Genomic DNA, 24,924 nt, shown 5'->3' on the forward strand with positions numbered 1-24,924 from the left:
TTCATTTATTATCTTACCGGTCAGTTGAGTCCGAACTCAGCCAGCAGCATGTCTATATCGTCCTGCGAGGCCCCGCTTATGCTTTCCCCTGTTTCATCTTTTTTGGCTTTGATAATGCCAAGAATAGCGCCGATACGCGCTCCGACTTCTTCCACAGACTTTATGACCTTTCTTAATTTCTGCTCAGTTATATCCTGAAACTCAAGGGCGTGGAGTATTCCGAAGCCAAGGCTTTCAGCCAGTTCTATATCGGACTCAATTCTGTCTATCTTTTTCAGCAGGCTTTTCGCATCCTTTTTATAAACAAGATCTTCATAATCTTCTATGTCACTGAGGAACTGAGAGTAGAAAGCGGTCATTTTATCGGCAGCTTCCATAAGGTTCATGGTAGCTTCCTCTGTCTTCTCATTTACCTGCACAAGGGACTGTACAACAACGGGCATGCTGTCTTTAGACATTATGATTGTCGGGTCGACTTCATCCACTTTTGTTTTGGTATCAAGAATTAATCTGAGAAGTTCGCCGATCTCGCCTTTGATGTCAATACCGAGATCAATCGCATCACCATTGATTATTTTGCGGGAGAGATCTTTCAGTTCTTCAAGGGAATCAGCCTCAATGAACAGCCCCTTCCCCCTGGAAGGGGTCTGCACAGGCTCAGGTTCCGCTTTGAGAGTAACTGTTTCAGGTTCATATGATACCTCAGGCTCAGGTTCTGCCTGCACATCGAAGGATTCCGCCTCGCGGAGAATATCGTCTATATCTTCTGTCAGGATGGCTTCGGGATCATCAAGAGCAACTGTGGTGCTCTGAGCGGTGAGGAGCTCCTCCATTGAAGGTCCGAAAAGTTCTTCTTCAGCAGGCTCATCTGCGGCTTCAAACTCCGTATCTACGGTTTCAGCCGCCTGATCAGCGAAGAATGAGGAGACATTGAACTCCTCATCCTCTAATTTTTCATTTTTTTTTTCCTGCTCTTTCTTCTGTCTGTTGAGTTCTTCTGTTTCTTTTTCTCTCTTAGCGAGTTCCATCGCTATGAGAGCGTCAAGCTCGTCCTGCACCACATGACCTTCGTCACCGTTGATCACATGGTCGCTCTGGCTGAGTGCATCTTTAAGTATATCTTCTACGTCCGCATCCCCCTCAGCTTCATGGAATTCGGGCGTCACCTTTTTTTTGTTGAGTTCATCCGTTTCCTGTTCTCTTTTAGCAAGTTCCCTTGCGATGAGCTCGTCAATATTGTCAAGATCATCACCGGCAGAGGATTCATCGGAGGCTGAAATATCCTCTGATTCAGAGTCTTCATCATCTTCTATCTCATTCTCAACCGTTTCGGCCACATCGTCATAGTTTATCATGGGTTTAGCCTCAATAGCAGCCTGACCCATGAAGCGTCTTCTCAGGTCACTCTCAACTGCGGCTTTGCCCTCAACTATAACTGTGTCTATATCAAGGAGGATTATGAGTCTGTCATCGTACTTGCAGATTCCCAGGATGTACTCCTGACCTATGGAACCGACAAGCGGGGGTGTGGGGTCTACCATGTTTTTGCTGATGCGGATAACTTCCGTAACCTCATCCACAACGAAGCCTATGTGCTCGCTCTCAAAGCGGACAACGATAATTCTCGTTTCCTTGTCAAAATCCATTTTATCGAGATTGAACCTCACCCTGAGATCCACAACGGGAATAACCTTGCCCCTGAGATTCATAACTCCGAGTACAAAGGAATCCGTCCGCGGAACGGATGTGATCTCAACAGTGCGGATGATCTCCTGAATTTTGAGAACATCTATGGCATATTCTTCGTCTCCGAGTTTGAGTCCGACAAGCTGGACTATTTCTCCTTCTTCAAGTGAATCAAACTCTTCATCCAATCCCGCTGGATTTACCGGCTTAAGATTGCTCATTGAACACCCCTTTACAGCTTTGAAACGAGCTGCTGTCTTACGTCATCAATGCAGGAATTAAGTTCCCTGCTGACGAGGCTTGTGTAGAAAGGTTTTAAGAGCTTAATGCTCTCGCTTACTTTAACATCATAAGGTATGAACCCTATTTTTTCAATATCTATGCTGAGGTATTTTTTCGCAACTGTTTCAAAACCATAAAAAACATTAAGCTCTTTTTTGGTTTTCAGCATATTCAGAATGATGCCGACCCTGTATGAGGAGGCCACTTCTTCTGTTTTTGCAACATATGCAGGGTCAATCTCCCTTACTGCTTCCCTTATGGATGCGAGGCTGGGGAAGTTCATACTCTTGCTGCGTATTTTTTTGCATATATCGGCGAACCGGTAATCTTTTCTCAAAAGCTGCTCGACCTTCCTGTACAGAGCTATCTTAAGAAAGCCGTACGAGTTTTCCAGAGAGGTGGGCTCGCTGTTCATTATCATGACTTTTTTATCGGCAGAGTTGAAAAAATCTATCATGTTATAGCTTGTTCCTGCGCCAAGATCCATAACAACATATTCGTAATCAAGGGTTTTGAGTCTGTTGAGTATTTTCAGCTTCTCATAGTTGGTTATATGAGCCATACCGAGCACATCGCCTGTGCCGCCGATAAAATCAACTCCGGCAGGGCTCTTCTGTATTATGTCACCAATGCGGAAGCTTTCCTTGAGAAAATTGTACAGCCCTGTGCCCGGAAGCTTAAGCCCTACAAAATCATGAAGATTTGCACCGCCTAAATCCGCATCAACAAGAAGAACCTTTTTCCCCGCAGCAGTGAGGGACATAGCCACATTCGCGGAAAAAAAACTCTTACCTACCCCGCCTTTACCGCTGGCAACGGAAATTATCTCGGCCATAACTCCCCGCAACAAATGTATTTCAGGTGTTTTCTCTGTATTTCACAGCAATGTAATATATCACAAAATATGTTATAACAGCAAATATTAATCCTACCAGATGAGTCCCCACGAAAAAAGGGAGCAGTATTGACCTTGCCGCCTCGAAAATTTCCGCCAGTGAAATGTTTGCCCAGTCAATATCTATAGGGGTATCATCGCGCAGAACCCATTTGCCGAACCTATAACAGAGTGCGTATACAAAAACAATGGTCAGAGGGTTGGTGATATAAGCACCCAGAAGCAGAGGGTACATCGGCAGGCTGAATATAAAGGATATGCCTATGGCCAGCGCAGTGTGGAACCCCACGTATGGGGAAAAACCTATGAAAACCCCCACTGCTGATGAGATGGCAAGAACCTGAGGGGAACAGTCAAGCTGAAACAGCTTCCTGAACTTCTTGCGAATCATATTGAACGCCATATATTTTAACCGCCGCTGTTATCTGTAAGAAAACTGCGCACAGACGCAGTTCTTGAAGATTATAGATGAGCAGAGCAGATTTTAAAACTATATTTTCTGCGGCAGCAATGACTTTTTACTGAATATCTCTGTAACTGTACCCACATGCCTTATATCGGGCTCACCCACACTGATAGTCTCATAGGCATTATTTTCAGGCACAAGAAGACCTTCTCCGTCTTTCAGCAAATATTTGCGGATAAACGGCCGCCCTTCAGCGCCTATAAAGAGAACATAGCTTCCGTTTCTGAGTTTTCCGCTGTCTTTGATCCATAAAGCGATATCCCCTTCCGATATTACAGGGTGCATAGCATCGCAGACCACTATATGGGCATATCTGTCCGGATTGTTCAGAGTAAACGGAGTCTTAATGATTTCTGCTGCGGGGAGGAAAATGTCATACTCAGATTTCTGGAAGAGAGGCTGAAACATTTCGCCCGTACCGTGATAAATCCAGTCCGCCGATACGCCGTACTCATCCATAAGGAGGCGCAGATTGCTCTCACTGATGAATCTGTCGCCCGATTCCCAGTTCTGGACGGATCTGTAAGATGAGTAAATTCTCTCGGCGAACTCCCTCTGGGTGAGTCCCAGAAAAGTCCTTAGCTGCTTAATTCTTTTTCCGATTTCCTTGTTTTTTCGACACATTTATTCGTTTTATTCCTTGACACCCTACACTCATGGGTGTACCTTATACACATTAACACCATAGCAAAAATATATATTATTGCAAAATGAAAACTTTTACAAGAGAATAGCTTGCGGTATGAGAAAAGGCAATAGTCTGTTCACATTTCAGGAATCGTAAGGCAGAAAAAAACCGGAAAACGGTTGTGTTAATTTTTTGAGACGGTAAGTTTTTCAGCTTCAGCAACAACACCGGAAAAAATCGGGATGGGGGGATTTGAACCCCCGACCCCTGGTTCCCGAAACCAGTACGCTACCAAGCTGCGCTACATCCCGTTGAGTGATAACTTAGCACATTTTCTCTTTCTTTTGCAAGAATATATACGAAGAAAAGACCATGTGTAAATATATATTTGATATCGGCAGGACAAACAGAAAACTTTTTTTGTTTATCTGATATCTTCATCCCTGTACTTTTAACCTAATTGACGCTATGTGGATGCAATCGACTGCCTATAACAACTAGTATATTTACACAAAAAATATTATAAGGTAATGTTAGGCTATGATTGGAGAAAAACTTAGAAGACTAATTAAACGTAAAGGAATCAAGCAGGTTGAGGTATGCAGAGCCGTGGGACTTTCACCCTCCAGACTTTCCAACTACCTCAGCGGCAGCAGAGAGCCCGATCTTGAAACTCTTTCAAAAATTGCACGCTTTCTCGAAGTTAAGCTTGATTATTTCGCCTTTGGCGACTCCATCAAGAACACCAAGGAAATAGGCGAGCGAATCAAAAAAATCCGTGAAATGAGAGGACTTACCAAAAAAGATCTCTCTGATTCCACCGGGTATGACCTCACCTTCTTTGCCGCTCTTGAATTAGGGCACGGTGAATTTGAAAGAGAAACTATCGAAACCATAGCACAGATACTTAAGTACGGTGCTGATGAGCTCATAGGAAGCTGCGAACAGAATACGGAAGCCCTTTCCGCTGTTATGGAGAATGAGGTTGTGGATTACTTCCCCGCTTCTCCGGAAACACAGTACCACCTGGACGACATAGCATCCGCCAGGACAGAGGCGCTTAAAACACCTTTCTGGACAGTGGTTACAGACGGCAGGTTTGCTCCGAAAATCAACGAGAATGAGCTTGTTTTCGTTGAAAAGATAACGGGCTTTCCCGCTGACAGGGAATCAGTATTTTTTGCTTCGGAAGGCACGCTGCGGCTTATGCGCTGTTTTGAGTACCCTGATTCGGTGCTCCTTGCGCCTGAGTCAAAGGCCGGCGAACCCATAAGCCTTAATAAAAATGAGGAAATGAAACCCGGCAGCCGCTGCTACAAAATTCACTGGATTGCCAAAAAACCCGACTGATAATAAGGAGCCTTTTAGGCTCCTTTTTTTGCATACATTTCATTCACGCTAAGAGAATCTTTATTGACAAACAGTCTATCCTGAGCCATAATTCCAGCATGATTGGGAAAAGACTGAGACAACTGTTAGCCTCACACAACATGACGCAAGCCGAGCTTTGCAGGAAACTGGGCATCTCTCCGGGAAATATGTCCAACTTTATAAACGACCAGAGGAATCCCAGCCTTGAGACTCTCTCACGCATTGCCGGGTATTTCTCTGTTAATATTGATTCTTTTGTGTCAGAAGCACCTGTTGCCCGCTCAGGACCCAGACTTTTATCATCTCTGAGTGAAAATACTCTGAACACTGCGGGCAGATTCTGGGTAAAGATTGACACTGATGCTTTTTCCTCTGCATTCCGCAGAGAAACGCTTATATTCATTGATAAAGAAGCGGAAATAAATCACAGAGACTGCACACTGGTCATAAACAGCGGCAGACCGGAGATTTACAGATTTCTGGTGAAAAACAGAGGGGCTATACTAATACCGTTCAGAAAAACCGAAATGCCCCTTGAAATAAAAAAACACAGCAAAACAACGCTGTACAAGATACTTTTCTCGGCAGTATCTCCCTAGACCACTTCTGTTCCGCTCCCCATGAGAAACCCGGCGAGGAACTTGGTAAACACCCTGCGCTCACCCTCTTCAAAACTCACAAACTCCAGTGCGGCGAATCTTGATATGTCGTTGTTTCTTTCAGTATCAGGCTCAATGCGCCAGACTTTAGCCTTTGCGGTTATGCCGCTGTTATCCGCACAACCCTGAAAGCAGATCCGGAGTTCATAAAAGTCATATATATTTATAGCTTCATCAGTGCGGATCTTAATCCCGCCTATGCTTATATCCTTTATTTCGGCATCGATAAAAGAGAAGCCGTCCTCTTTTCTCAGCCGTACACTTACGGGAACATCTTCAAACCTGTGGAATCTTCTTCTTTCTATCATACCGCACCTGATAACTGTTTAAAAATATTACCCTGATAAAGCACAGACTTCAAGAACACAGCCTTACTTAACCTCACAGAAACAGCTTGAGCTGCTCCCCTTTGCGAAGTTGACTATAAGGCTTTTACCGTCCGGAACGGAGAACCATTCGCAACAGTTGATCTCATAGCTGCCTGTTATTAGCTGCGCGCTGATGCTAAGCCCTCCGGCTGTGCCCTTTATGTTCACAGACTGCTTAGGCTTAACCAGCACGTAATCCTCATTTCTGTTAAACTGAGTCTGCACTCTTACTCCGAGAAGCACCTCAGACCTGTTTTCGAACTTAATATCGGCAAATGCCGCCGCGGAAAACAGCAAAACGCACACCGCGCAAAAAATAATCATTCTCTTCATAATCTCCCAAAATTAGCATGACAGAAGCATATTGTGAAGGAAAAAAGTCTGTATGCCCGTTTATTTCAGCGGTATTCCGAATCTCCTTGCCGCTTCGGCGAAATCCACATCCATTCCGGCCTGTGCCGCTTCCCGTATTGTTGCCCAGTCGGCATATTCCTTCTCTTCAAAAACAAATGAAGGAAGCTTGCACCTGCTGCCGAAATTAAGTTCCGCAATCCATCTGACAAGGGTTGAGCTGACTGTGTCGGCCAGTGATGCGGCTGTTTTTGCCGCTTTTATGCCGAATGTTTTTGAATGTTCCCTGGCGAGGGCATACGAAGCCCCGGAGCCTGTATCGCTTGTGAGTATCTCCCCTGTTACAGCCTTGGAGATTTCGGCATTGCAGACTTCAATCAGCTTCGCGAAGTCATCAGAGCTCCCCCTGCTTTCAAGCACCTGAACGCTGTCCACATTGGCAAGCGCCACAGCCGCATCATTCTGGATTCCGCTCAGTGAATCAGCCAGAATCTGAGCCCTGCGCCGCGTTTCCTCCCCTCCGTCCGAGCTGAACATGGCAAGAACAGTGGGTACGCCGAATTTCTCAGCCACTGTGAGCCAGAAACGGAAACCCGCTTTCTTGAACATCCACGGCCAGTAGCATTTGGAAAGAACCGGGCTGCCGTAAGGATTTTCATTTCTGGGCATGTGTCTGTGAATGATGAACTTGTACTGCTCATCCAATGACACGCTCCTGCCGCCGTCCGTCATAAAAAGATTTCCTTCGGAATCAAAGGCGAACCTTGCCGGGTTACGGTTCAGAAGTCTGTCCGCCAGCCAGTGTGCTCCGTCCTTTTTCCACACTATTTCAGTGACAGAGAAACCGTACTCCACTGCGGAAAGCATCTCCTCCAGTTCCTGAAGGAAATTAGGCATGGCTTTGAGATTTTTCCTCACAAATTCCGCCGCTTTGGAGGCCTCTTTAGTGGAATCCGCCGGAATTATGCTCCATTCATATGCCAGAACACCGTGCCTCAGCTGCTCCAGCTTCGCAGATATATGCGCATCGGTGAGCATTTCATCAAAAACCGACAGTCTCAGACCGTTCTTTGATAAAATTATGTCCGGATTCGGCATAAAATTTAAAAATGCTGAAAACTCCGCTGCCGCAGAAATATTTTTTGTAAGATTATTCATATGTTTCCCCCCTTTAATATCCTCTGAATATTGAACCCGCCTGTCTCAGTGTGCCGGAGTGCGCTCCTTCGGGCATAGCCCTTGCCCCCCCTTCGCTCAATGCCTGAGTCATAGCATCAACCATATCGTCATGCCTGCCGAAGGGAAAGGACGCTGCCTCCTCAACCAGCTCCGCAGAGAAAGCCTTATCCTCCGGCAGGTAAACATTGCCCGCCTCAAGCAGAGGCTGAACTGCGTAAGCCCTCGAAATTTTAGAACCCTTCGGCTCCACAGCGATCATCCCCTGAACCTCTTTTCTCAGTGCTGAGAGAACTGCCGAACCGTTCGCCTTGTCCTCAACATACTTTGCCTTAGCCTGCGGCCAGCGGGCGGTGAGGTTTTTTACCGCACGGACAGTGGCGGAAAAATCCATCCTGTCCCGCACCATGTCTGCAAGATACCTGCATGAGCCTTTCACAGCCCAGACCTGCCCCACCACATAGTCCGCACCTTCGCCCCCTTTGAAGCTCATGTCCCATGACTGAAACCAGATGTCCGGATCTGCCGGAAGAGTTCTGTAGTAACGCCACCACTCACGCCGGAGCACCGTTCCCGAATCCGGTGACGGTTCCTGCATGTAAAGAGCATTCCACACCCTTGAGCCCACGGACTGCTTTATGCGCTCCAAAGCATGCTCACCGTATTTTTCAGGCCACAGCGGTTCCCCCGCCTTCCGGAACGGTTCATCCGACTCAGCAACCGCAGGCAGCTTCAGTATCTTCCATTCTTCCGGATATTCCGTCAGAAGCCTGCCCGCCAGATCATCCTCATGCCATCTGGTCTGAACAAGAATTATCCTTCCGTTTTTCTCAAGCCGTGTGAACAGGGTGGATCTGTACCAATCCCAGAGTTTGTCCCTGTATACCGCGGAGGAAGCCTGCTCTGCGTTTTTCACAGGGTCATCAATGATAATCAGATGCCCCCCCTGACCGGTGATCGACCCTCCGGCTCCTGCGGCAAGGTAACGTCCGCCATCTGCCAGTTCCCATCTTGAGGCGGATCGTACACCCGGCTTTACCCCTCTGCCGCCGAAAACATTCACAAACAGTCCGGATGCAGCCAGATCCCGCACTCTTCTGCCGAAGCTTTCCGCCAGATCTGCGCTGTATGAGCAGGCTATGACATTAAGTCCGGGGTTGCGCCCCATGAACCATGCGGGGAAACGGACTGAGGTTATTTCGCTCTTGCCGTGCCGTGGCGGCATCATTACCACCAGCCTGTCCGTTTCGCCTTTTTCCACAAGCTCAAGCTCACGGGCTAGCAGCCTGTGATGCCAGTTCGGCATAAAATCCCTGAAACTCAGCATGCAGTAGGAAATCAGTGAGCCTTTCGCTTTCCGGCAGGCCTCACTTCTCAAATCCGTCCGCATCATCCCCCATTACCCTTTCAGCGTCTTCCTTTGTGCATTCGTACATATCATCAAGGGCACTGTTCACCTGCACCTTGCCGATGATGTCGTCCGGTTTTGTGAGCCCCACATCCCTGTAGACCTTAAGCATTTTGGAGTGTGTCTCCAGATCCCGGACGTTTTTGCACTCTTCAAGCATGCTGTCCGCCTTTTCCACACCCTTAAGGGCAACATCCTGAACGGCCTTAAGGATTCTGATACGCTTTTTGCGCCCTGCTTCCAGACTGTTTTCCCATTTTTCTTTCTTTATGCGTTTTCTGATTTCATCCGCACTGCATCCGAACAGACCTGCGAGGCTGTCCGGTTCAGTGTTTCCGGTTTCATATTCTTCTCTGATTTTTACCCAGTCGAACCCCATCTCCCCACCGAAACAAGCATTTTGTTACGGACAGAAATATAGCGTATAAAAGAGGATGCGTTGTTACGCCGTGTGACTGATAAGGATTTTTAAGGAATGATTATTCTGAAACGGGTTCCCTTGGCCGAAGGAACAGCCTCCACCCTGCCGTTGAAATTTTTCTCGATCAGTTTGCTGGAAATATAAAGCCCCATACCCTTTTTAAGGTTCGGAGTGCTCAGCGGATCTTCCAGGGCAGAAACGCATGCCTCGCGGAATTTGCCCGTACTGTCCTCAATTGCTATAACGCAGCCGCCGTTCTCCTCACCCATGCCGAGGGTGATTGTACCCACGCCTACGCCGTTTGTTTCAACCAGTTCGCGGGAAACCATGAGAATATTAAGCAGCACCTGCTTGAGTACCGAGGCTGAGCCTGTGACCTGTCTTTTTGATGTATCACTGTAGAAAACGAAGCCCACACCGTCTTTTTCATAATAAGTCGAAACAAAAGAGTGCACCTCATCAAGCAGAGGCATTACCTCGAATGAATCCTCCCCGCTTTTATCAGTGGCTACAAAGCTCAGAAACCTGTCCACGGATTCCATCATAAGCTTTATCTGGTTTCTGCATGTGTTTATGCATTCTGCGAGGTATTTTTCATCCTCTATGCCGGATGAAATTTCCTCCTTGATGTTCTGCATGTTGATATGCACAAGGCTCAGAGGCTCACGCCAGTGGTGTGAGACAGAGGCCACCATCTCGCCTATGGAGTACAGCTTCATCTGCTGGATCATAAACTCCTTCTGTGTTTCAAGCCTTTCAGCCTCCTCCTCTGATCTCCTTTTCAGGTCTTCCTTGCAGCTTTCAAGCCTGAGAAGCACACCGTCAGTTTCCTCAAGGTGTCTGTTATACTCAAGTATAAGCTCCTTAAGCTCTGCCACATAACCGCTGTTTTCCCTGAGACTGATCTTTTTGGATTCCCCGAAGAGGCGCATAACCTCAGAATAGGGGATCTCAAACCTGCGCCGGAAAATTCCGAATACGTAGTACATGAACAGACCGGAGAAAAGGAGTGTCATAGCCGCAAGCATCATTGAGCCCTGCTTCATTCTGTTTATGCCTTCCGGGTTAAGAACGGCCTTGATCCCTATCTTCTCCCACGGGAAAAGCTGCTCCGCATCGCACCTGAATGTTTTATAAACAGAATCCTCCATAAAAAAAGTCTGCTCCTCGTGCACGTCAGCGAACACGGCAAAATCATCCGGGCTGAGCTCTGCTCCGTAAACCGCCGCAGAATCCACCGCCGATGTTCCCAGAGAGTACACGCCTATGTCTGTAAAGAGACTGCTTTCTCCGTGTATATTCTTCATACGGGAGGCTATTTCATCACCGAAGGAATACTCTGTCATAACTGCGGCGTATTTTCCCTGCTCAGGCGACCACTCAAAGCTCATTATCTCCGAAGCTTTTTTGGAGTACGAGTATCTTATGCGTGTCACTCCGCCGGGGTTCTCCCTTGCCGTGTCAAAATCCTTTGCAGCCGGTGTGAGAGCCCAGTCATCGGAGGCTCCCGCACTCTTTCCGCTGTAGAGCATGCGTCCGTCCATGCCGAAAATCATTATGGCGTAAGGCCTCTTTGTTGAGGCTGAATAGCCGTCCGCCAGTATGGATGCCTCTCTGCCGTCCGCAGGAAAGCTGTGGAGCACATCGCGCACATGGTGTCTGGTTACATCTGAAACGGCGTTAAGCCTTATGCTGAAAGTGTCTGCGGCTGATTTGACCGTTTCTTCCAGAAGCCCCGCCAGCCCTTTGTAAGTGTCCTCAGTTTTGGCCACGGCAAGGCGGACACTCAGATAATGATCCGCAATGACAAGGCAGACAAGGAAAAAGAAAAGAAAAATAAAGCTGTGAACCAGAAGTTTTTTCAGCGGTATCTTCATTTCGGCACACTCTTCTCAAGCCCGCAGGCAGCAGTGTTTTTATCCAGATAAATATCTATGTTCAGCCCTTCGGCAGAGCTTGTGATTTCTGTTCTGCCCTTCATGACCGTGTTAAAAAGCTCCACAGCCATGTAGAGATTAAAATACTCCATGCTGCCTTTTGAATCTGACAGATAGGGGTCATTGACCGCCCTGATCTCATCTGAGCACATGCCGCCGCTGTTGTCGCTCACGTTGATGCGCACAGCCTCGCCTTCATCGTACATAACAACTGAGATGAACGGTATGAAGGCGGAATCCCCCGCTTTCTTTTCATCAAGCAGCCTCTTGCTGTTGTGGAAAACACTCAGCACAGCAAGCTTGAACTCGGCAGGGTAGCCGCATATGGTAAAACCGAAGCTGGGACATTCCGGAACGCACTCCGGATAACCCGCGCCGCAGCATCTGTCCAGATTTTTCATCACATCCACCTTCACCGGCTCATCATATCCCTGAAGGCGGCATGTGAAGCTTAAATGGATGTCTCCCGAAAGCATATGCGGGGCGACCATACGCATGGTGTCTTCCAGAGTCTGGCGGAGATCGAAAAGCTTTTTTTCCAGCGAAGGTCTGAAAAAGTCACGCAAACCCTCTATGGTCGAGGACATATAAAGCACCTGCTCCATACACTCCGAGGCTATTTTCTCCAGCTTTTCCCTGTTCTCCTCAAAGTTTCCGGTCATGGCGGATATATTTTCCACATACTGCCCCAGAACCTTAAGGGGAAGCTGCCAGAGATAAGCCACTGAGTGGGTCATTTCGCCCATTGTGGCTAGCATTGACTGACGGATTATAAGCTGTTCGTTCGCCTTTCTTGTGGAAACCTCAGCCTTAATTCTCTGCTCCAGTTCCTCATTAAATTTCTCAGCATAGGACAGAAGCTCCTGCTGCCTGTCCAGATGACCGTTATAAAGCTCGGCCAGATGCGCCAGATCCTTTTCACCGGACAGAATGCTTTTCTCCGTTATTTTCTCTGAGTTTTTCACCTTGGCTATCATATTGCCGAAGGGGATTACAAAGCGGGAGTTCAGCCGCCTGTAAAAGAGGACAAGGGCCGCAACTGCCACAACCACGGAGAAAAGCTTAATGAAAAAGCTTAAAAGCCCGTAGCGGCGCTCATCAGTGGTGTCAAAAATTATCCGGTAGACTATCCGGTGATCCAGATCCTTCAGTTCTGCCGCGGAATCGGGGACACGGGCGGCCACATAGTAGCTTTTGCTTGTTCCGGTGAGCAGGCTGCCGGATGTTTTCTCTGTCATCCGGCCGTTTTTTATGGTTTCAAGAACAATGTCCGGGTCAGTATCCTTCTCCGGGTTGTCTGAGCTTATATTGAAAATGAGGTTGCTGCCCCCTTCCCTGTTATAAAAAACCAGAATGGCATCAACTGACTTTATGTACTCGGACAGGCCGACTATTTTCTCCAGCCTTTCACGCACCACTTTGAGGTCCGCCAGAAAAAGCGCGGTCTGGAGATATATGTCCCGCTCTTTTATATAAGACATGGTGTAGGCGCGCAGCACTCTGCCTGAGCGCTCGTACACGGGATAGTCCAGCAGAACGCCCCCTTTCTCCTTAGCCCTGCGCAGGGTTTCCTTGGCGTTGGGGAACTTGCTTATATCAAGCCCCAGTTCGGTGGGGTACGTGGTGGTGAAAATAACCCCCTCACCTGTGAGCATGGCTATCTCTATCTCGGTGTTAAGCTCTTCCTCGTGCTCCTGTTTACGGTTCATAAGATATTCGTAGGAGGGTATGCCGTATTCGGCTATGAAATCGTGCAGTTTCTGATGATCCTGCACCATATGAAGACGCACATGGATATTTGCAGGGGACTGGAACTCCTTGTAGTAGCCGATATTTTCATCGACCATCCGCACAGCCTCCGCCGTTATGCTGCGGACGTTCAGCTCAAAGTTCCTGTAGTTTAAAAAATAATTAACGAGAATCAGAGATACTGCCGCAAGCACAAGAATCAGGCAGTTTGCAGTCAAAAGCTTGCGGAGGCTTATCCCCTTCTGTTTACCAGCAGACATATTTCTCCGAAATAATAAACTTAACTAAAAACGATAATAAATATTAGCAGATTTAGATTTATTTTCTAACTATATTTACAAAAGTATCATAGTAGGCTATTCCGTTTCCGCTGTCAGTCAGGATGAAAGGAGTTGCATTATTGATATAACCTTCTGTCATTCTGCGGTTTTTATAAGCAAAAACAACATTGTCCGGTATGTCTCCGCTTATGCCCGCAATCCCGGTGAAACAGCCGGGCAGGCCGGAAATTTCAACACGGTCACCCTCTGCAAGCTGTTCCTTTGCCGCAGTTTCGGGGGATATGAACACGCGGGAATCATTCTCGCCCAGAGACGGAGGGATCTGTGAATTGAGATAAGCAGTGTGGGAGCCTGTGATCAGCCTGTAGCCGCTGTGCTCATACGGAACTGCGCTCTCAAGAGGTTTTACCGAATATTTCCGCACCGGGGGAGTTTTGCGTTCCACCCTGTCAGGTTCTGTGACATCCATTTTCACACCGAGAAGCCCCGCCAGTTCCGCCGCAAGCTCGCTGTCGGAAGGGAGACCGGCGAATTTGCCCCGCACTGAAGGTCTGTCATTAAAAAAGTAGCTGCCCATAATATCCTTCTGGGCGAACATGCCCCCGGCGCGGATAAACACATCCGCATGCTTTGAGGTCTCGGTTATGTTGGTATCTATGCTGATCAGCTTCACTTTTTCCAGAGCCCTGTGCCATTTTTCAGCCTCAGGGAAGGTCACGGCAGGGTTTGCGCCCACTATCACCATCACCGGGAACCGCTCAAGAGCATCCGGCAGGAGAGAGATATTCACCTTGCGCACGGGCTCCTTCGGGACTCCGGCAAGCTCCATCTTGGAGCCTCTGCCATAAAAAAGCAGGTGCTCGTTCCCCGTCTCCGCCGCCAGCCTGTTTATCCAGCGCACCGCAGCCATTCCGTTTTTGTAGCGCTGGAGCCCGAAGCCTGTTATGAATGCCGTTCTGCCTCTTTTTATATAGCCCGCGAAGAGCTCGAACTCCTCATCCGTGAGCCCTGTTTCTTTGACCAGTTCCCTGCGTCTGTCAGAATCTCCGGCGAGGTATGCCTCGCACAGAAGTCCGTCACAGGCAGGCTTGATCCGTATGAAATCAGTTGCGGAGGGTGCAGTTTCCGTCCGTATGGGATCTATATAGAGAATCCGTTTCCCGGCTTTTTTAAGCTTGAGAAGATAAGAGAAAAAGTGCTGGCTGACCGCCTTTGCGTTTCTGCCGAAAATGATGATATTGTCCGCATCCTCAAGATTCCGGACGGGAGGGTTTTCGCACACGCCGAAGTCAAGCTCGTGGGCGCTTTCCCCGGTTATGTCGCAGGGGCTGCCGTCTATGAAGACTGCTCCCTTTATGTTTGAAAAAAGAACATCCCACCAGCCCATGGCGTAGCCGAGGCTGCCTGAACCGCGCATATACAGAAATTCCCTCCCGCTGAGGGATTTTATGAGCTCCGCCGCTTTTTTCAGTGATTCAGGCTCAAACTCCGCCCCGTGGGTTATCTCCCTTTCGTAAAAGCCTTTCAGCTTGGAACAGACAAAGCCGTTGCGTCCGTCTTTTTCTTCGGCGGGCTTAAAAACAGGCACTCCGTCCTTTTCCTCAATATAAAAATCACAGAGATCGGGGCAGTCCTTGGAGCAAAATGTTCTCATAAATTATCTACCTTATATCAATCACGTATTTTTCGGTTATGTTGTCCTCGTTCATACCCATACCGGGCAGAACCTGCGCCCCTCGTATGGCAGCGTCAAGCGGTATGCAGAGCTCCCCGCCCTCCTCCTCGAAATGCAGCGCCGCAGAAAGTGAGGCTGATTTAACCGCCTTGAATGTGAGGACAGAGGCCTTGAATGTTCTCACGCCTATCACATTCCCCTGCTCGATATAGCATGTGAGGGTTCCGCCCCTGCTGTTCTCTGCGGAGCAGGCTTCGTAATATTTATAATCCATATTCTTTGTCATCTTTTCAAACTCTTTCCTGTCAGGAAAAAGGTAAATATTCAGAGGTTCAGCCGCGGAAAACTCCACAGTGTATTCGCTCCGGCCGCTTCCTCCTTCAAATGAGACAGCCCATGCGGTGTTTGCGGGCAGAAATGTTCTTGTGTCAGAAACGGTGAGTCTGCTTCCATACTCCTCCGCCACTGTGTTTTCAAACCTTACACGGTCTATTCCGCATACTCTGGAGTACATGTGGGTGTCGGTCGCCACAAGCTGGCTCTCCACACCTATGTTCCACAGCAGGGATGAAACAAGGATAGCCAGATCCTCACAGTCACCCGCCATCAGTGCGAGAGTTTCCTCCGGTTTCTGAATAAGCTCAAATCCTGCCGGGTCGCTCAGATAGCTGACCTTCTGCTGAACAAAGGCGTAAACCCTCGCCGCTCTGCACTCGGTATCAGCACATCCGGCAGTGAGCTCCGCGGCAATAGCCCTTAGCTGCGGGCTGTTTTTATCCACTGCTTTAACATAAGGCTGAAACCCTTTCCGCGTATATCTTTCAGGCATTTCACCCTTATATACCGGAATTTCTTTCCTGCCGCCGAGAAAAAATACGGCAAATGCTGCAAGAAAAAGCACCAGCGAGAGACCAAGCATTTTAGGGCGCATTAAAGCTCCATATCCACAGTCATTTCGCTGCCGTCACGCCTGATTTTCAGGGTAACAGTATTCCCCGGCTTCATATAAAACAGGGCTATTTTCAGATCCTCAAGGGAGTTAACCTCAAAGAAGTCTATGCCGATTATCACATCCCCTGTCCTGAGCCCTGCCTTTTTCGCAGGGGTATCATCGCCTATGTCGGTAACCTCCGGCGCTGTTTCGGGATTTTTCACAGCTACACCCAGCTTGGGAGCAGCCGCGCCGTCCAGCCTGCCGGGATAAAGCACAAAATCTGCTATGCCTTTTTCTGCGGGCTCGTCCTGAACTATGGAAATATATTTCATCCCTGTACGCCTTTTAACCCTTTCAGGCACACCGTAACCCTTTCTTATGTGGCCGTTTCCGGCGAGGACAACAACTATGCCCTCATTATTTTTCACGTAATCCGCCACTGTCTCGGCCATTGTTTCATCCCAGAGAAGCTGCGCCTCAAGGAAATTCTCGAAGACCTGCCTTGAGGGGTGCATATTGTATATCCATTTGAGATCCTCCCTGTAGCGTGGGTCTGTGTAGTCCAATTCAGATGCCGTGTGCTCCCGTTCATCGGCGGAGAGCGTGAAGAGGCCGTCAGAGGCGGTCTTCTTGGTCGCCTCCGTAGGAGCATTCAGCGCAATTATCCTTATGCCGTGCTCTCTGGCATAGGTAAGGATCGGTTTATACAGGTGATAGTCATACCGCCAGCGGGTGAAATATTCCGTCTGTTTCAGCATCATCCGTTCGTCTGTAAGTCCCTCTGTGTAATCATCCAGAGCCTTCTGGAAAGGACGCTGGAACATCTCCATCCCTATTGTGATTCTGCCGTATTTCTCATGCAGGAGTTTTATCATGGCAAGCTGGTTTGCGTGGTGGGAGTGCTCGTCATGCTTCTCGCCGATGAAGACAAGCCTTGTTCCCTCAGCTTCCGCCGCTATCTCCTCAAGGCTCATGGCTGCGGAGACTCTGAAAGCGAACTCCCTGTTCTTTATCTCATAGATAACGCCGTCTTCAGTGCGTTCAGTCTCTTTTTTCACATTGCGCCCCTTAACAAAAACAAGCTCGCTGTATTTTCCGTAATGCGGCAGCCTGCGGCATACGCCTTCAAGCCCGTCCTTATCACCGCTGACAGAAATCACCGAGTTATCCGCACTGAAAGGGTTTTTATAAGCCTTTATCAGCAGTCCTGCACCCTTTTCAGGCGCACGGCCGAAGTATTTTCCGTAAAAACTGTCCGGCACTCCGGCAAGCATTACGGAATGATCCTTATAATCCTCAAGCCTGAACCCGTCATAGGAAACGCGCTTTACTTCGCCCTGCTCACTCACATCCGCAAGGCAGTCAAACCCGTCTGCACCTGTGACAAACACTTTTTTTGACGCACCCAGATATGCGGCAAGCACAGGCGGTATCTCAGAGGCATAGAGAACACGGGGCACATCATAGTAAGGGTCCAGCGCAAAGCTCAGCGGCTCCGTATCTGTGGCAAGCTCAAACAGTTTGCTTGCGTTGTCGCTGCGGAGAATGAAATCCTTCTGCCCTGTGACTGTCTTGATGCTCACTGGCACATCGGCTATGAAGCCGCCCCCATTCCTCACGAGGTTAAAGGAGGTAATGTAGCGCCCGTTTTCCGATTTTATGTCAATTTTCTCAGCCGAATATTCCGGCAGACCTTTTGAGCTTATCCATGTATCAAAAAGAATACCCGCCTCTTCCCCTGAGGTTTTCAAAAATGCGCTCTTCCAGTCTTCCCATGAGGCTCTCCTGCCTGTATTTTCCTTCACAAACAGCCTGACAGCCTCAAGGAACCTGTCGTTTCCGTAAGTGCGTTTAAGCATATGGAAAAACATCATCGACTTATTATAGCCCACAGCGGAACCGGCCTTTCCGTGGCGGGAACGGAACTCGGTGAGCGGAAAATCCGTCTTATTATCAGTGTATGCAGCGTAAGAGATCAGTGCGTTTTTGCGGTATTCCTTCCCTTTCCACTTAAGCTCGTCATAGTAGTAATCAGCCATGTATGTGGTTATGCCCTCAGCCCAGTTGCCCTTATCGTAATCAATGCCCACTGAGCCTCCGAACCACTGGTGGAGTATTTCATGCCCCAGAGAGGTTTCTGTTATGAAAGGCAGGGGTATTACAGCGGAACCCAGAGTTGTGAACCCTTCAAACGCATATCCCACCGGATAGGGAACCTCAACCGCGGTGAAGGCCTCGTAAGGATATTTCCCGATGAGTTCTGTGTACATTTTTATGTATTCAGCGCTTTTACGCAGATATTCCTCCGCAAAAGCGGCGTTATTCACTGAAAATACTGTCCTGACAGTCACACCTTCTGACTTGATGCTCCGCATGGCGGCATCCTTTACTATCACAAGTGCCGGCTGTTCTGCCGCGCCCCTGCTTCTGAAAGTAAATACTCCGTTCAGAGCCGACAGTTCCTCTCCTTCAAAAACCGGGTATAAGCCTTTTGGAAGGGTGAGTTTAAGCATATAATAGGCTTCGTCTTTCGGTGCAGGGAACCATGAACCGAAGGCACTGCGCGGTGTACCCTCAAAGCTTATCTCAGTTCTGCCCGCAGGGAGGGTGAAAGTTCCGTCCGTCACCTCAGCGCCTTTGATGCTGAGACCTGCTGCATCAAATCCGGCAGGTTTATCCGACTTCCAAGCCGCTCTGCCTTTCACCTCTGTTCCGGAGTATGTCAGCTCAAGGCTGTATATGTTTGCCGCAAAAGCATTAAGAGATACAAAAACAACCATAAGAGCAAGAATATGTTTCATTTTCCACCTTTTGACCGAACAGTATCTGTTAGTTTCACATATTTAAATGTCAGATCAAAGACAATTTTCATCACATTAATACTTTGATTTTTTTTATTTTTGTTTTGCAGAAGTTTATAAAATTAAGAGGGCTAAATTCAGCTTGCAAAGAATCGGTTTTGAGTAAAAAATAAGTAAAGAAATACTCAATCTTATTTCAGGGGTCGTAAATGCAGTTTTTCAGAGATGTTTCTCTCAGGGTTAAGCTTCTGGGCATTTATTTTTTCGGGCTGATTATGCTCGGAGTGGTGGGTTACGGGCTTTTTATTTATACCGAAGTGCAGAATTATTACACGGACAAATCCGTTTTCAGCTCGCAGGGCAGGTATTTTCAGGAAAAATCGTTCCGCCATATGAAATACACCATGGATCTGCACGGCATACTCACCCGCCTGTACTCCGCTGCGGGGGATCCGGCGAACAACAAGGAGAACATAGTCAAGGAGTTCATCAGCAATGTGCTCATACTCAGTGACGACAGCTACTCATTCGCCATATTCGACTTCAACGGCAGCCTTGTAGCGGCGAACGGAAGCGATTTTAAAAAGCTCATGGAATCAAACAGCGAAAACAGAACCAAGCTGAACGGACTCATAAAAAGAGCCTTTGAATCCCGCATGCACGGAGCATTCGCCGACTTCACCTCGGAAAGCGGAACCGTAAGCTACTTCATAAACACCATGTACTTTGAGCCGCTGGACTACTACATTCTTTCTCTGGATAAAACCCAGAGAACGGAAGAAAATATTGACGCCATACTCCACGAAAAGCGGATGCGCATCATAAAATCCGTAGTGATATGCCTTATACTCGGTCTTGCCGCCACAACGGTTGTGGTGGGGATACTCTACACCTATCTCAAAGGGATGACCAAAAATATCAACAGGATAACCCGCAGCATACAGGATCTGGGCTCGGCCGGAATAATAGAAACCAAGCTGGAGGCTGTGAACAGGGATGAAATAGGACGAATGATAGCCGCATTCAACGACTATCTACAGAAGCGGCTCAACATGGAACAGTTTAAGCAGCTTATAGAAGAGGATAAAAACATATATGACGTTTATGTCAGGGTTTTCGGCCTTTTAAACAGCTTCGGATTCCATGATTTCGCCATATACGAAGTGGACGAGGCCAAGAACAAGATAAACTATCTCAATCACGAGGTCTGCGGCGATGTCTGCACCCTTGAACCCATGCCCTGCTCGGACGACATACTGATCAGCCCGGAGGAGTGCAGGTGCAAAAGACTGGCGCAGACTGTTTTCGGTTCAGCCGATTTCAGAGCCTGTCCCAAGTTTCTCGGTTATGAAACGGGGAGAAAGCACATGTGCATGCCCATTATCATAGCGGGTTCGGTGGGCGAGGTTGTGCATGTCACCGTGAAGCCGGAAAATGAAGAGATGCTGAAAAATGCCCTGCCCCTGCTTCAGGATTACCTTAAAAACGCATCCCCTGTCATAGAAAGCAAGAAACTGCTGAAAAACCTCCGTGAAACCACGCTGAAAGATCCGCTGACGGGGCTCAACAACCGCAGGTTCCTTGAGGAATACACGGAAATTCTCACCGCAGACACCAAACGCAGGCAGAAAAACATGGGCATACTTATGTGTGACCTCGACTACTTCAAAAAGGTGAATGACGACCTCGGACACGAAACAGGAGACAGGGTACTCCAGATCCTTGCGACTATCATGAAGGGTTCCGTCCGCTCATCAGACATAATAATCCGCTACGGCGGCGAGGAGTTCCTGATAATCATAAAAGATGCTGAGGATGACGAAAGCGTTATGAGCGTGGCTGAGAAAATCAGGCAGAATATGGAAGCCCACGAAATGCGCATAAGCCCGAATGTGACACTGAAAAAGACCCTGAGCATAGGCGTTTCCATTTTCCCCAAGGATACGGAGAACTTCTGGCAGGCTATAAAATTTGCGGATATTTCACTCTACAAGGCAAAAGAGGCGGGCAGAAACAGGGTAATGCGCTTCACCAAGGATATGTGGACGCACGATACTGAATATTAACCCTGAACCATGCACAGGGCGGCGGCTCCCAAAAGCCCTGCCCTGTTCTTTGCGGCGGCGGTTTCTATCACAACCTTGTCTTTAAGTGCGGGGAAGACTATCTTTGAAAACACCTTCACAGCGGTGTGCAGGTAAGCATCCGACATTTCCGAAAGCCCGCCCCCTATCTTTATCTTAAGCGGGGCAAACAGATTGGCAATGCTCGCCATCCCGTGGGCAAGGCTGTTTGCATATTTTTCAAAGGCCAGCTCCGCCACCTTGTCACCCATCTTAAACTGCTTATACACATCTGCCGCCTTGAGGAACTTCACATCAGCGCTGAGTTCGTTGTAGCTGCGCACAAGGCCGCTCATGCTGCAGTAATACTCAAAGCAGCCGCGCTTGCCGCAGCCGCATTTCTCGCCGTTGAAATTAAGGGTGATGTGCCCCACCTCAAATGCCGCAGACTCTGATGTAACAAGGGTTCCGTCCAGTATCAGCCCGCCGCCGACACCTGTTCCCAGCGTGAGCAGTATCATGTTTCCGGTGCTTTCGGTCTCAAAGAAGATATATTCGCCCAGAGCGGCAAGGTTCGCATCGTTTTCTATACTCACCGGAAGCTCAGTGAGGGCGGCTATATCCGCCTCAAGGGGATGCCCGTTCAGAACCGGGAGATTAGGGCAGTATGCGCTGCCGTCACTGACATTGCCGGGAATGCCTATGCCCACAGCGGAGCAGGAGTTGCCGAGGGAAAAATCCCGGATAGCTTTTATGAGCTCTTCATAGGTCTGGGGTGTTTTTTCGGACTCATATTCAAGGAAGATTCCGTTCTCGTCCACCACGCCCATTTTAAGGTTTGTGGCGCCTATATCAAAGCAAGCGTATTTCATTATTTCATCCTGATAAACGGAAAGAGGGATTCAAGCTCCTCCCTTTCGCCGGGGTCAAAGCCCATGAGTTTTTCCCAGAGAGATGAATGCTCCATGCAGAAGTATATGAAAACATTTTTCCATCTCTTCCTTAAAGATCCTACCACACTTTCAAGCATATGCGCCCTAAGAGGTTTGAAATAGCGCATCTTGCCGTCCAGCCCCTTTGTGTAGTCCCCTTTGAGCAGCATGCTGCCGCCGAACTTATCCCGCACTGTCGGGAGGAGTTCCGGCATGAAGCGGAATGTGGAAACGCTTATGAACTGCACGGCAGACTCATCAACATATCCGGCAAGCTGTTCAGCGAGTGCGTCATAATCCTTTTCAAACCCTTCGTAATATATCACCGGGTCAAAGTGAAAGGAAACCCTGTAGCCGTATGCGGAAAGATCCCTTGCCGCACTGAGCCGCGCTTTCAGAGGCGCTGCCCCGTGTTCCTCAAGCTTTATCACATGCTCAGGGTTCAGACTCCAGCTTACCACAATATTCTTCGGGTTTAAGTTAAAGAGTTTTGAAACATTTGCGGACTTGGTCTTAAGCTCAAACTGTATGTTGTCATACTCATTCACCACAGGCACAAGAATTTCGCTCAGTCCAAGCACATTGTCCAGTGCGAGACTGTCCGAAAGCTCACCCGTGCCGAGGCGCACCCGCTCACCCTTCGCTCCGAGATCTCTTATTTCAGACACTATGGCATCAGTGTCCCCGTAAACCTTTATGTACGAGTGATTAAGATATGACTGGAGTATGCAGTATGAACAGTCGAACGGGCAGCCCTCCGCCGCATCCGTGACGTAATAATTGCAGCATCGGTATATCTTGGTGGCGGGGCATCTGTGCACGTAATTATTGCGGGAGGAAGATATGAGGATATTCTTCTTGCTGTCATCCGGGATGAAGCCGTCCTCAACTGAAACCACTTCATTTTCCCGCGCGATTTTACGGGCAAGGGGCAGGTTTTCTGCTGATTTCTCAATATATATCATTATCTTTCAGGAACTTAAAAAGCTCATCCGCCTTAGCTCTGTTTTCAAAGAGCCTTTCGCATTTTTCAGCATACTCGCCGAAGGAGGAGGCTGTGAAGGTGAAGGTTATTTCCGGTGTTTCAAAGCCGCAGCGGCTTGAGGCCTCTGCGCCTAAACCCGAAGCCAGCCCGCGGAACTTTTCCTCAAAGCCTGTTCTCAGGCTTCTGCGTTCTGTTTCGAGCTTGTTTATCAGTGACATATCGGAAGGGTCAATGTCCCTGTCCGCGTAGTCAGTCAGGATCTCCGCCGCTGTCCTGAATGCGGATACGGAAGGCTGGGACTTGGAAAAAATATGAAGGAACTCTTTATGGGATTCAGGCAGCGAGGCATACATTCCGGCTGTTTTCATGGACGGCTCCTTCGCTCTTACATACTCAAGGAAGGTTTCCGGCGCGCTGCATAATATTTTCAGGGATGAGGCATTTTTCGCGCCCTTTACCCGGTCTGACACTGCTTTGATTTTATCAGGCTGACTGAAGCCCTCGGCAAGGATAATCATGCGCCCCAGATCAGCAATATCAGGCTCGCCGTGGAGACTGAGGGAAAGATCAAAGGCTTCGTTGATATTCAGCAATCCCGCATGAAAAAACGCATCAGCCTCTCTGCCGAATCCGCTCAGTCTGTACATCACGCCGTTTATCTCAGCCGTGACAGGGGGAAACGGGCTTTCCTGCTCTCTGTCCTTCCAGCGGAAATCGGCCGTTTTATAATCAGCCTTTATCAGCTTCATCACTGTCCGTGCGGAAGAGCGCTTCCACAAAGCTTTCGGCATCAAACGGACGCAAGTCGTCCATGCCTTCGCCGAAGCCGATGAACTTGACGGGAATCCTGAGCTCATCCACAATGCCTATAATAGCCCCGCCCTTGGCTGTTCCGTCCAGCTTGGTGAGGATTATGCCGGTAATCCCGACCTCCTCGTGGAACTTCTTGGCCTGTGCAAGAGCGTTCTGACCGCTTGTGGCATCCAGCACCAGAAGCACCTCGTGGGGCGCTGAGGGCATCTCCTTTCTGATTACTCTGAATATTTTCTCAAGCTCCTTCATAAGGTTGAACTTATTATGGAGCCTGCCTGCCGTGTCCGCTATGAGCACATCAAAACCCTTTGCCTTTGCCGACTGCACAGCATCGTATATAACTGCCGCCGGGTCAGAACCCTCTGCCTGACGGATTATGGGCACACCTGCCCTTTCCGCCCAGACAGCAAGCTGATCCACCGCCGCCGCACGGAATGTGTCACCGGCAGCAAGGACAGTCTTAAGGCCTGAGTCCTTAAACATTTTCGCAAGTTTGGCTATGCTTGTGGTTTTCCCGGTTCCGTTCACGCCTACAACTATGACCATGTAAGGCTTTTCTTCCACCTGATTCAGGCTGTTGTCCATGCTGATGATTTCCAGAATCTTCCTTTTCAGGCTGTTTCTCAGTTCCGCCGGGTCTTTCAGTGTTTTTCTGGAAACCTCTTCACGGACGCTCTCTATTATCTTCATGGAAGTCTGAACACCCATGTCGGAGGTTATGAGGAGCTCTTCAAGCTCTTCCAGCAGATCTTCATCTATTGTCTTACGGCCCAGAAAAATGTTCTCAAGTCCGCCTGTGAATTTATCGGATGTTTTGGAAAGCCCGGCTTTAAGCTTGCCCAGAAAGCTTTGGGATGATTCCGCCTCTGCCACCGGGGCTGCTTCCGGCACTGATGGTGCTTCCGTTTCCGGTGTGCTGTTTTTTTTCTTCCTGAATATATCAAAAAATGCCATTAATTAATGCTCCGCAGACTTTTTTTCAAGCCACACAAGTAAAAACTGTTGCCAGTTTTTTGTCAATATGATTTATTGGTTCAATAGTC

Annotated in this window: 21 protein-coding genes and 1 tRNA gene; 3 read left to right on the top strand and 19 right to left on the bottom strand. The window is 48.5% G+C overall.

What is annotated here, in order from left to right:
• Positions 1-20: 20 nt before the first annotated feature.
• From OSQ85_RS05765 to OSQ85_RS05785, 5 genes are all read right to left on the bottom strand, one after another.
• Positions 21-1,907, bottom strand: a complete 1,887-nt coding sequence (locus OSQ85_RS05765) for a chemotaxis protein CheW (protein ID WP_265821896.1) — start codon at positions 1,905-1,907, stop codon at positions 21-23.
• An 11-nt stretch (positions 1,908-1,918) separates the two neighbouring features.
• The gene (locus OSQ85_RS05770; protein WP_265821897.1) at positions 1,919-2,803 is read right to left on the bottom strand and encodes a P-loop NTPase; all 885 of its coding nucleotides are present in this window, start codon (positions 2,801-2,803) and stop codon (positions 1,919-1,921) included.
• A gap of 22 nt (positions 2,804-2,825) precedes the next feature.
• Positions 2,826-3,254 (bottom strand): DUF2062 domain-containing protein, encoded by a 429-nt coding sequence (locus OSQ85_RS05775; RefSeq protein ID WP_265821898.1) that lies wholly within the window; start codon positions 3,252-3,254, stop codon positions 2,826-2,828.
• A 99-nt stretch (positions 3,255-3,353) separates the two neighbouring features.
• Entirely contained in the window at positions 3,354-3,953 is a 600-nt protein-coding gene (locus OSQ85_RS05780; RefSeq protein WP_265821899.1) for a LexA family transcriptional regulator, read from the bottom strand.
• 241 nt (positions 3,954-4,194) lie between these two features.
• A tRNA-Pro gene (locus OSQ85_RS05785) sits at positions 4,195-4,268 on the bottom strand.
• Between the two features lie 229 nt (positions 4,269-4,497).
• On the opposite strand from OSQ85_RS05785, the gene OSQ85_RS05790 reads away from it, so the two are divergent.
• Both OSQ85_RS05790 and OSQ85_RS05795 read left to right on the top strand, forming a co-directional pair.
• Complete coding sequence (locus tag OSQ85_RS05790) at positions 4,498-5,307, top strand: helix-turn-helix domain-containing protein (protein ID WP_265821900.1); 810 nt, start codon at positions 4,498-4,500, stop codon at positions 5,305-5,307.
• A gap of 98 nt (positions 5,308-5,405) precedes the next feature.
• Entirely contained in the window at positions 5,406-5,927 is a 522-nt protein-coding gene (locus OSQ85_RS05795) for a helix-turn-helix domain-containing protein (RefSeq protein ID WP_265821901.1), read from the top strand.
• On the opposite strand, the gene OSQ85_RS05800 is transcribed toward OSQ85_RS05795, so the two are convergent.
• From OSQ85_RS05800 to OSQ85_RS05845, 10 genes are all read right to left on the bottom strand, one after another.
• Positions 5,924-6,295, bottom strand: coding sequence for a PilZ domain-containing protein (locus OSQ85_RS05800; RefSeq protein WP_265821902.1), 372 nt, complete (start codon positions 6,293-6,295; stop codon positions 5,924-5,926). The genes OSQ85_RS05795 and OSQ85_RS05800 overlap by 4 nt on opposite strands.
• Before the next feature lie 63 nt (positions 6,296-6,358).
• Positions 6,359-6,679, bottom strand: a complete 321-nt coding sequence (locus tag OSQ85_RS05805) for a hypothetical protein (protein WP_265821903.1) — start codon at positions 6,677-6,679, stop codon at positions 6,359-6,361.
• A gap of 69 nt (positions 6,680-6,748) precedes the next feature.
• Positions 6,749-7,864, bottom strand: coding sequence for a phage portal protein family protein (locus tag OSQ85_RS05810; RefSeq protein WP_265821904.1), 1,116 nt, complete (start codon positions 7,862-7,864; stop codon positions 6,749-6,751).
• Between the two features lie 13 nt (positions 7,865-7,877).
• Entirely contained in the window at positions 7,878-9,260 is a 1,383-nt protein-coding gene (terL, locus tag OSQ85_RS05815) for a phage terminase large subunit (protein ID WP_265821905.1), read from the bottom strand.
• Positions 9,250-9,669, bottom strand: a complete 420-nt coding sequence (locus OSQ85_RS05820; protein ID WP_265821906.1) for a hypothetical protein — start codon at positions 9,667-9,669, stop codon at positions 9,250-9,252. Before OSQ85_RS05820 ends, terL begins: the two co-directional genes overlap by 11 nt.
• Positions 9,670-9,758: 89 nt before the next feature.
• A complete protein-coding gene (locus OSQ85_RS05825) occupies positions 9,759-11,588 on the bottom strand; it encodes a sensor histidine kinase (protein WP_265821907.1) in 1,830 nt (609 codons plus the stop codon).
• Positions 11,585-13,657, bottom strand: a complete 2,073-nt coding sequence (locus OSQ85_RS05830; RefSeq protein WP_265821908.1) for a sensor histidine kinase — start codon at positions 13,655-13,657, stop codon at positions 11,585-11,587. The genes OSQ85_RS05825 and OSQ85_RS05830 overlap by 4 nt, the downstream gene beginning before the upstream one ends.
• 58 nt (positions 13,658-13,715) lie before the next feature.
• Positions 13,716-15,332: a molybdopterin dinucleotide binding domain-containing protein gene (locus tag OSQ85_RS05835; protein WP_265821909.1), complete on the bottom strand. Its 1,617-nt coding sequence runs from the start codon at positions 15,330-15,332 to the stop codon at positions 13,716-13,718.
• 7 nt (positions 15,333-15,339) lie between these two features.
• Entirely contained in the window at positions 15,340-16,284 is a 945-nt protein-coding gene (locus OSQ85_RS05840) for a transglutaminase-like domain-containing protein (protein WP_265821910.1), read from the bottom strand.
• On the bottom strand, positions 16,284-19,088 hold the full coding sequence (locus OSQ85_RS05845) for a ChaN family lipoprotein (protein WP_265821911.1): 2,805 nt from the start codon (positions 19,086-19,088) through the stop codon (positions 16,284-16,286). Before OSQ85_RS05845 ends, OSQ85_RS05840 begins: the two co-directional genes overlap by 1 nt.
• 209 nt (positions 19,089-19,297) lie before the next feature.
• On the opposite strand from OSQ85_RS05845, the gene OSQ85_RS05850 reads away from it, so the two are divergent.
• Entirely contained in the window at positions 19,298-21,154 is a 1,857-nt protein-coding gene (locus OSQ85_RS05850) for a sensor domain-containing diguanylate cyclase (protein WP_265821912.1), read from the top strand.
• Here the strand turns inward: OSQ85_RS05850 and OSQ85_RS05855 are convergent.
• From OSQ85_RS05855 to ftsY, 4 genes are read right to left on the bottom strand one after another with little or no spacing between them, the layout of a single operon-like run.
• A complete protein-coding gene (locus OSQ85_RS05855; protein ID WP_265821913.1) occupies positions 21,151-22,023 on the bottom strand; it encodes an ROK family protein in 873 nt (290 codons plus the stop codon). The genes OSQ85_RS05850 and OSQ85_RS05855 overlap by 4 nt on opposite strands.
• Positions 22,023-23,048: an SPL family radical SAM protein gene (locus OSQ85_RS05860; protein ID WP_265821914.1), complete on the bottom strand. Its 1,026-nt coding sequence runs from the start codon at positions 23,046-23,048 to the stop codon at positions 22,023-22,025. Before OSQ85_RS05860 ends, OSQ85_RS05855 begins: the two co-directional genes overlap by 1 nt.
• Positions 23,035-23,817 carry a hypothetical protein gene (locus tag OSQ85_RS05865; RefSeq protein WP_265821915.1) on the bottom strand — a complete coding sequence of 261 codons (783 nt, stop codon included), beginning with the start codon at positions 23,815-23,817 and terminating at the stop codon, positions 23,035-23,037. The genes OSQ85_RS05860 and OSQ85_RS05865 overlap by 14 nt, the downstream gene beginning before the upstream one ends.
• Positions 23,798-24,835: a signal recognition particle-docking protein FtsY gene (ftsY, locus tag OSQ85_RS05870; protein ID WP_265821916.1), complete on the bottom strand. Its 1,038-nt coding sequence runs from the start codon at positions 24,833-24,835 to the stop codon at positions 23,798-23,800. Before ftsY ends, OSQ85_RS05865 begins: the two co-directional genes overlap by 20 nt.
• Positions 24,836-24,924: the final 89 nt, after the last annotated feature.

It is taken from the genome of Geovibrio ferrireducens (assembly GCF_026226615.1).
Classification (GTDB): domain Bacteria; phylum Chrysiogenota; class Deferribacteres; order Deferribacterales; family Geovibrionaceae; genus Geovibrio; species Geovibrio ferrireducens.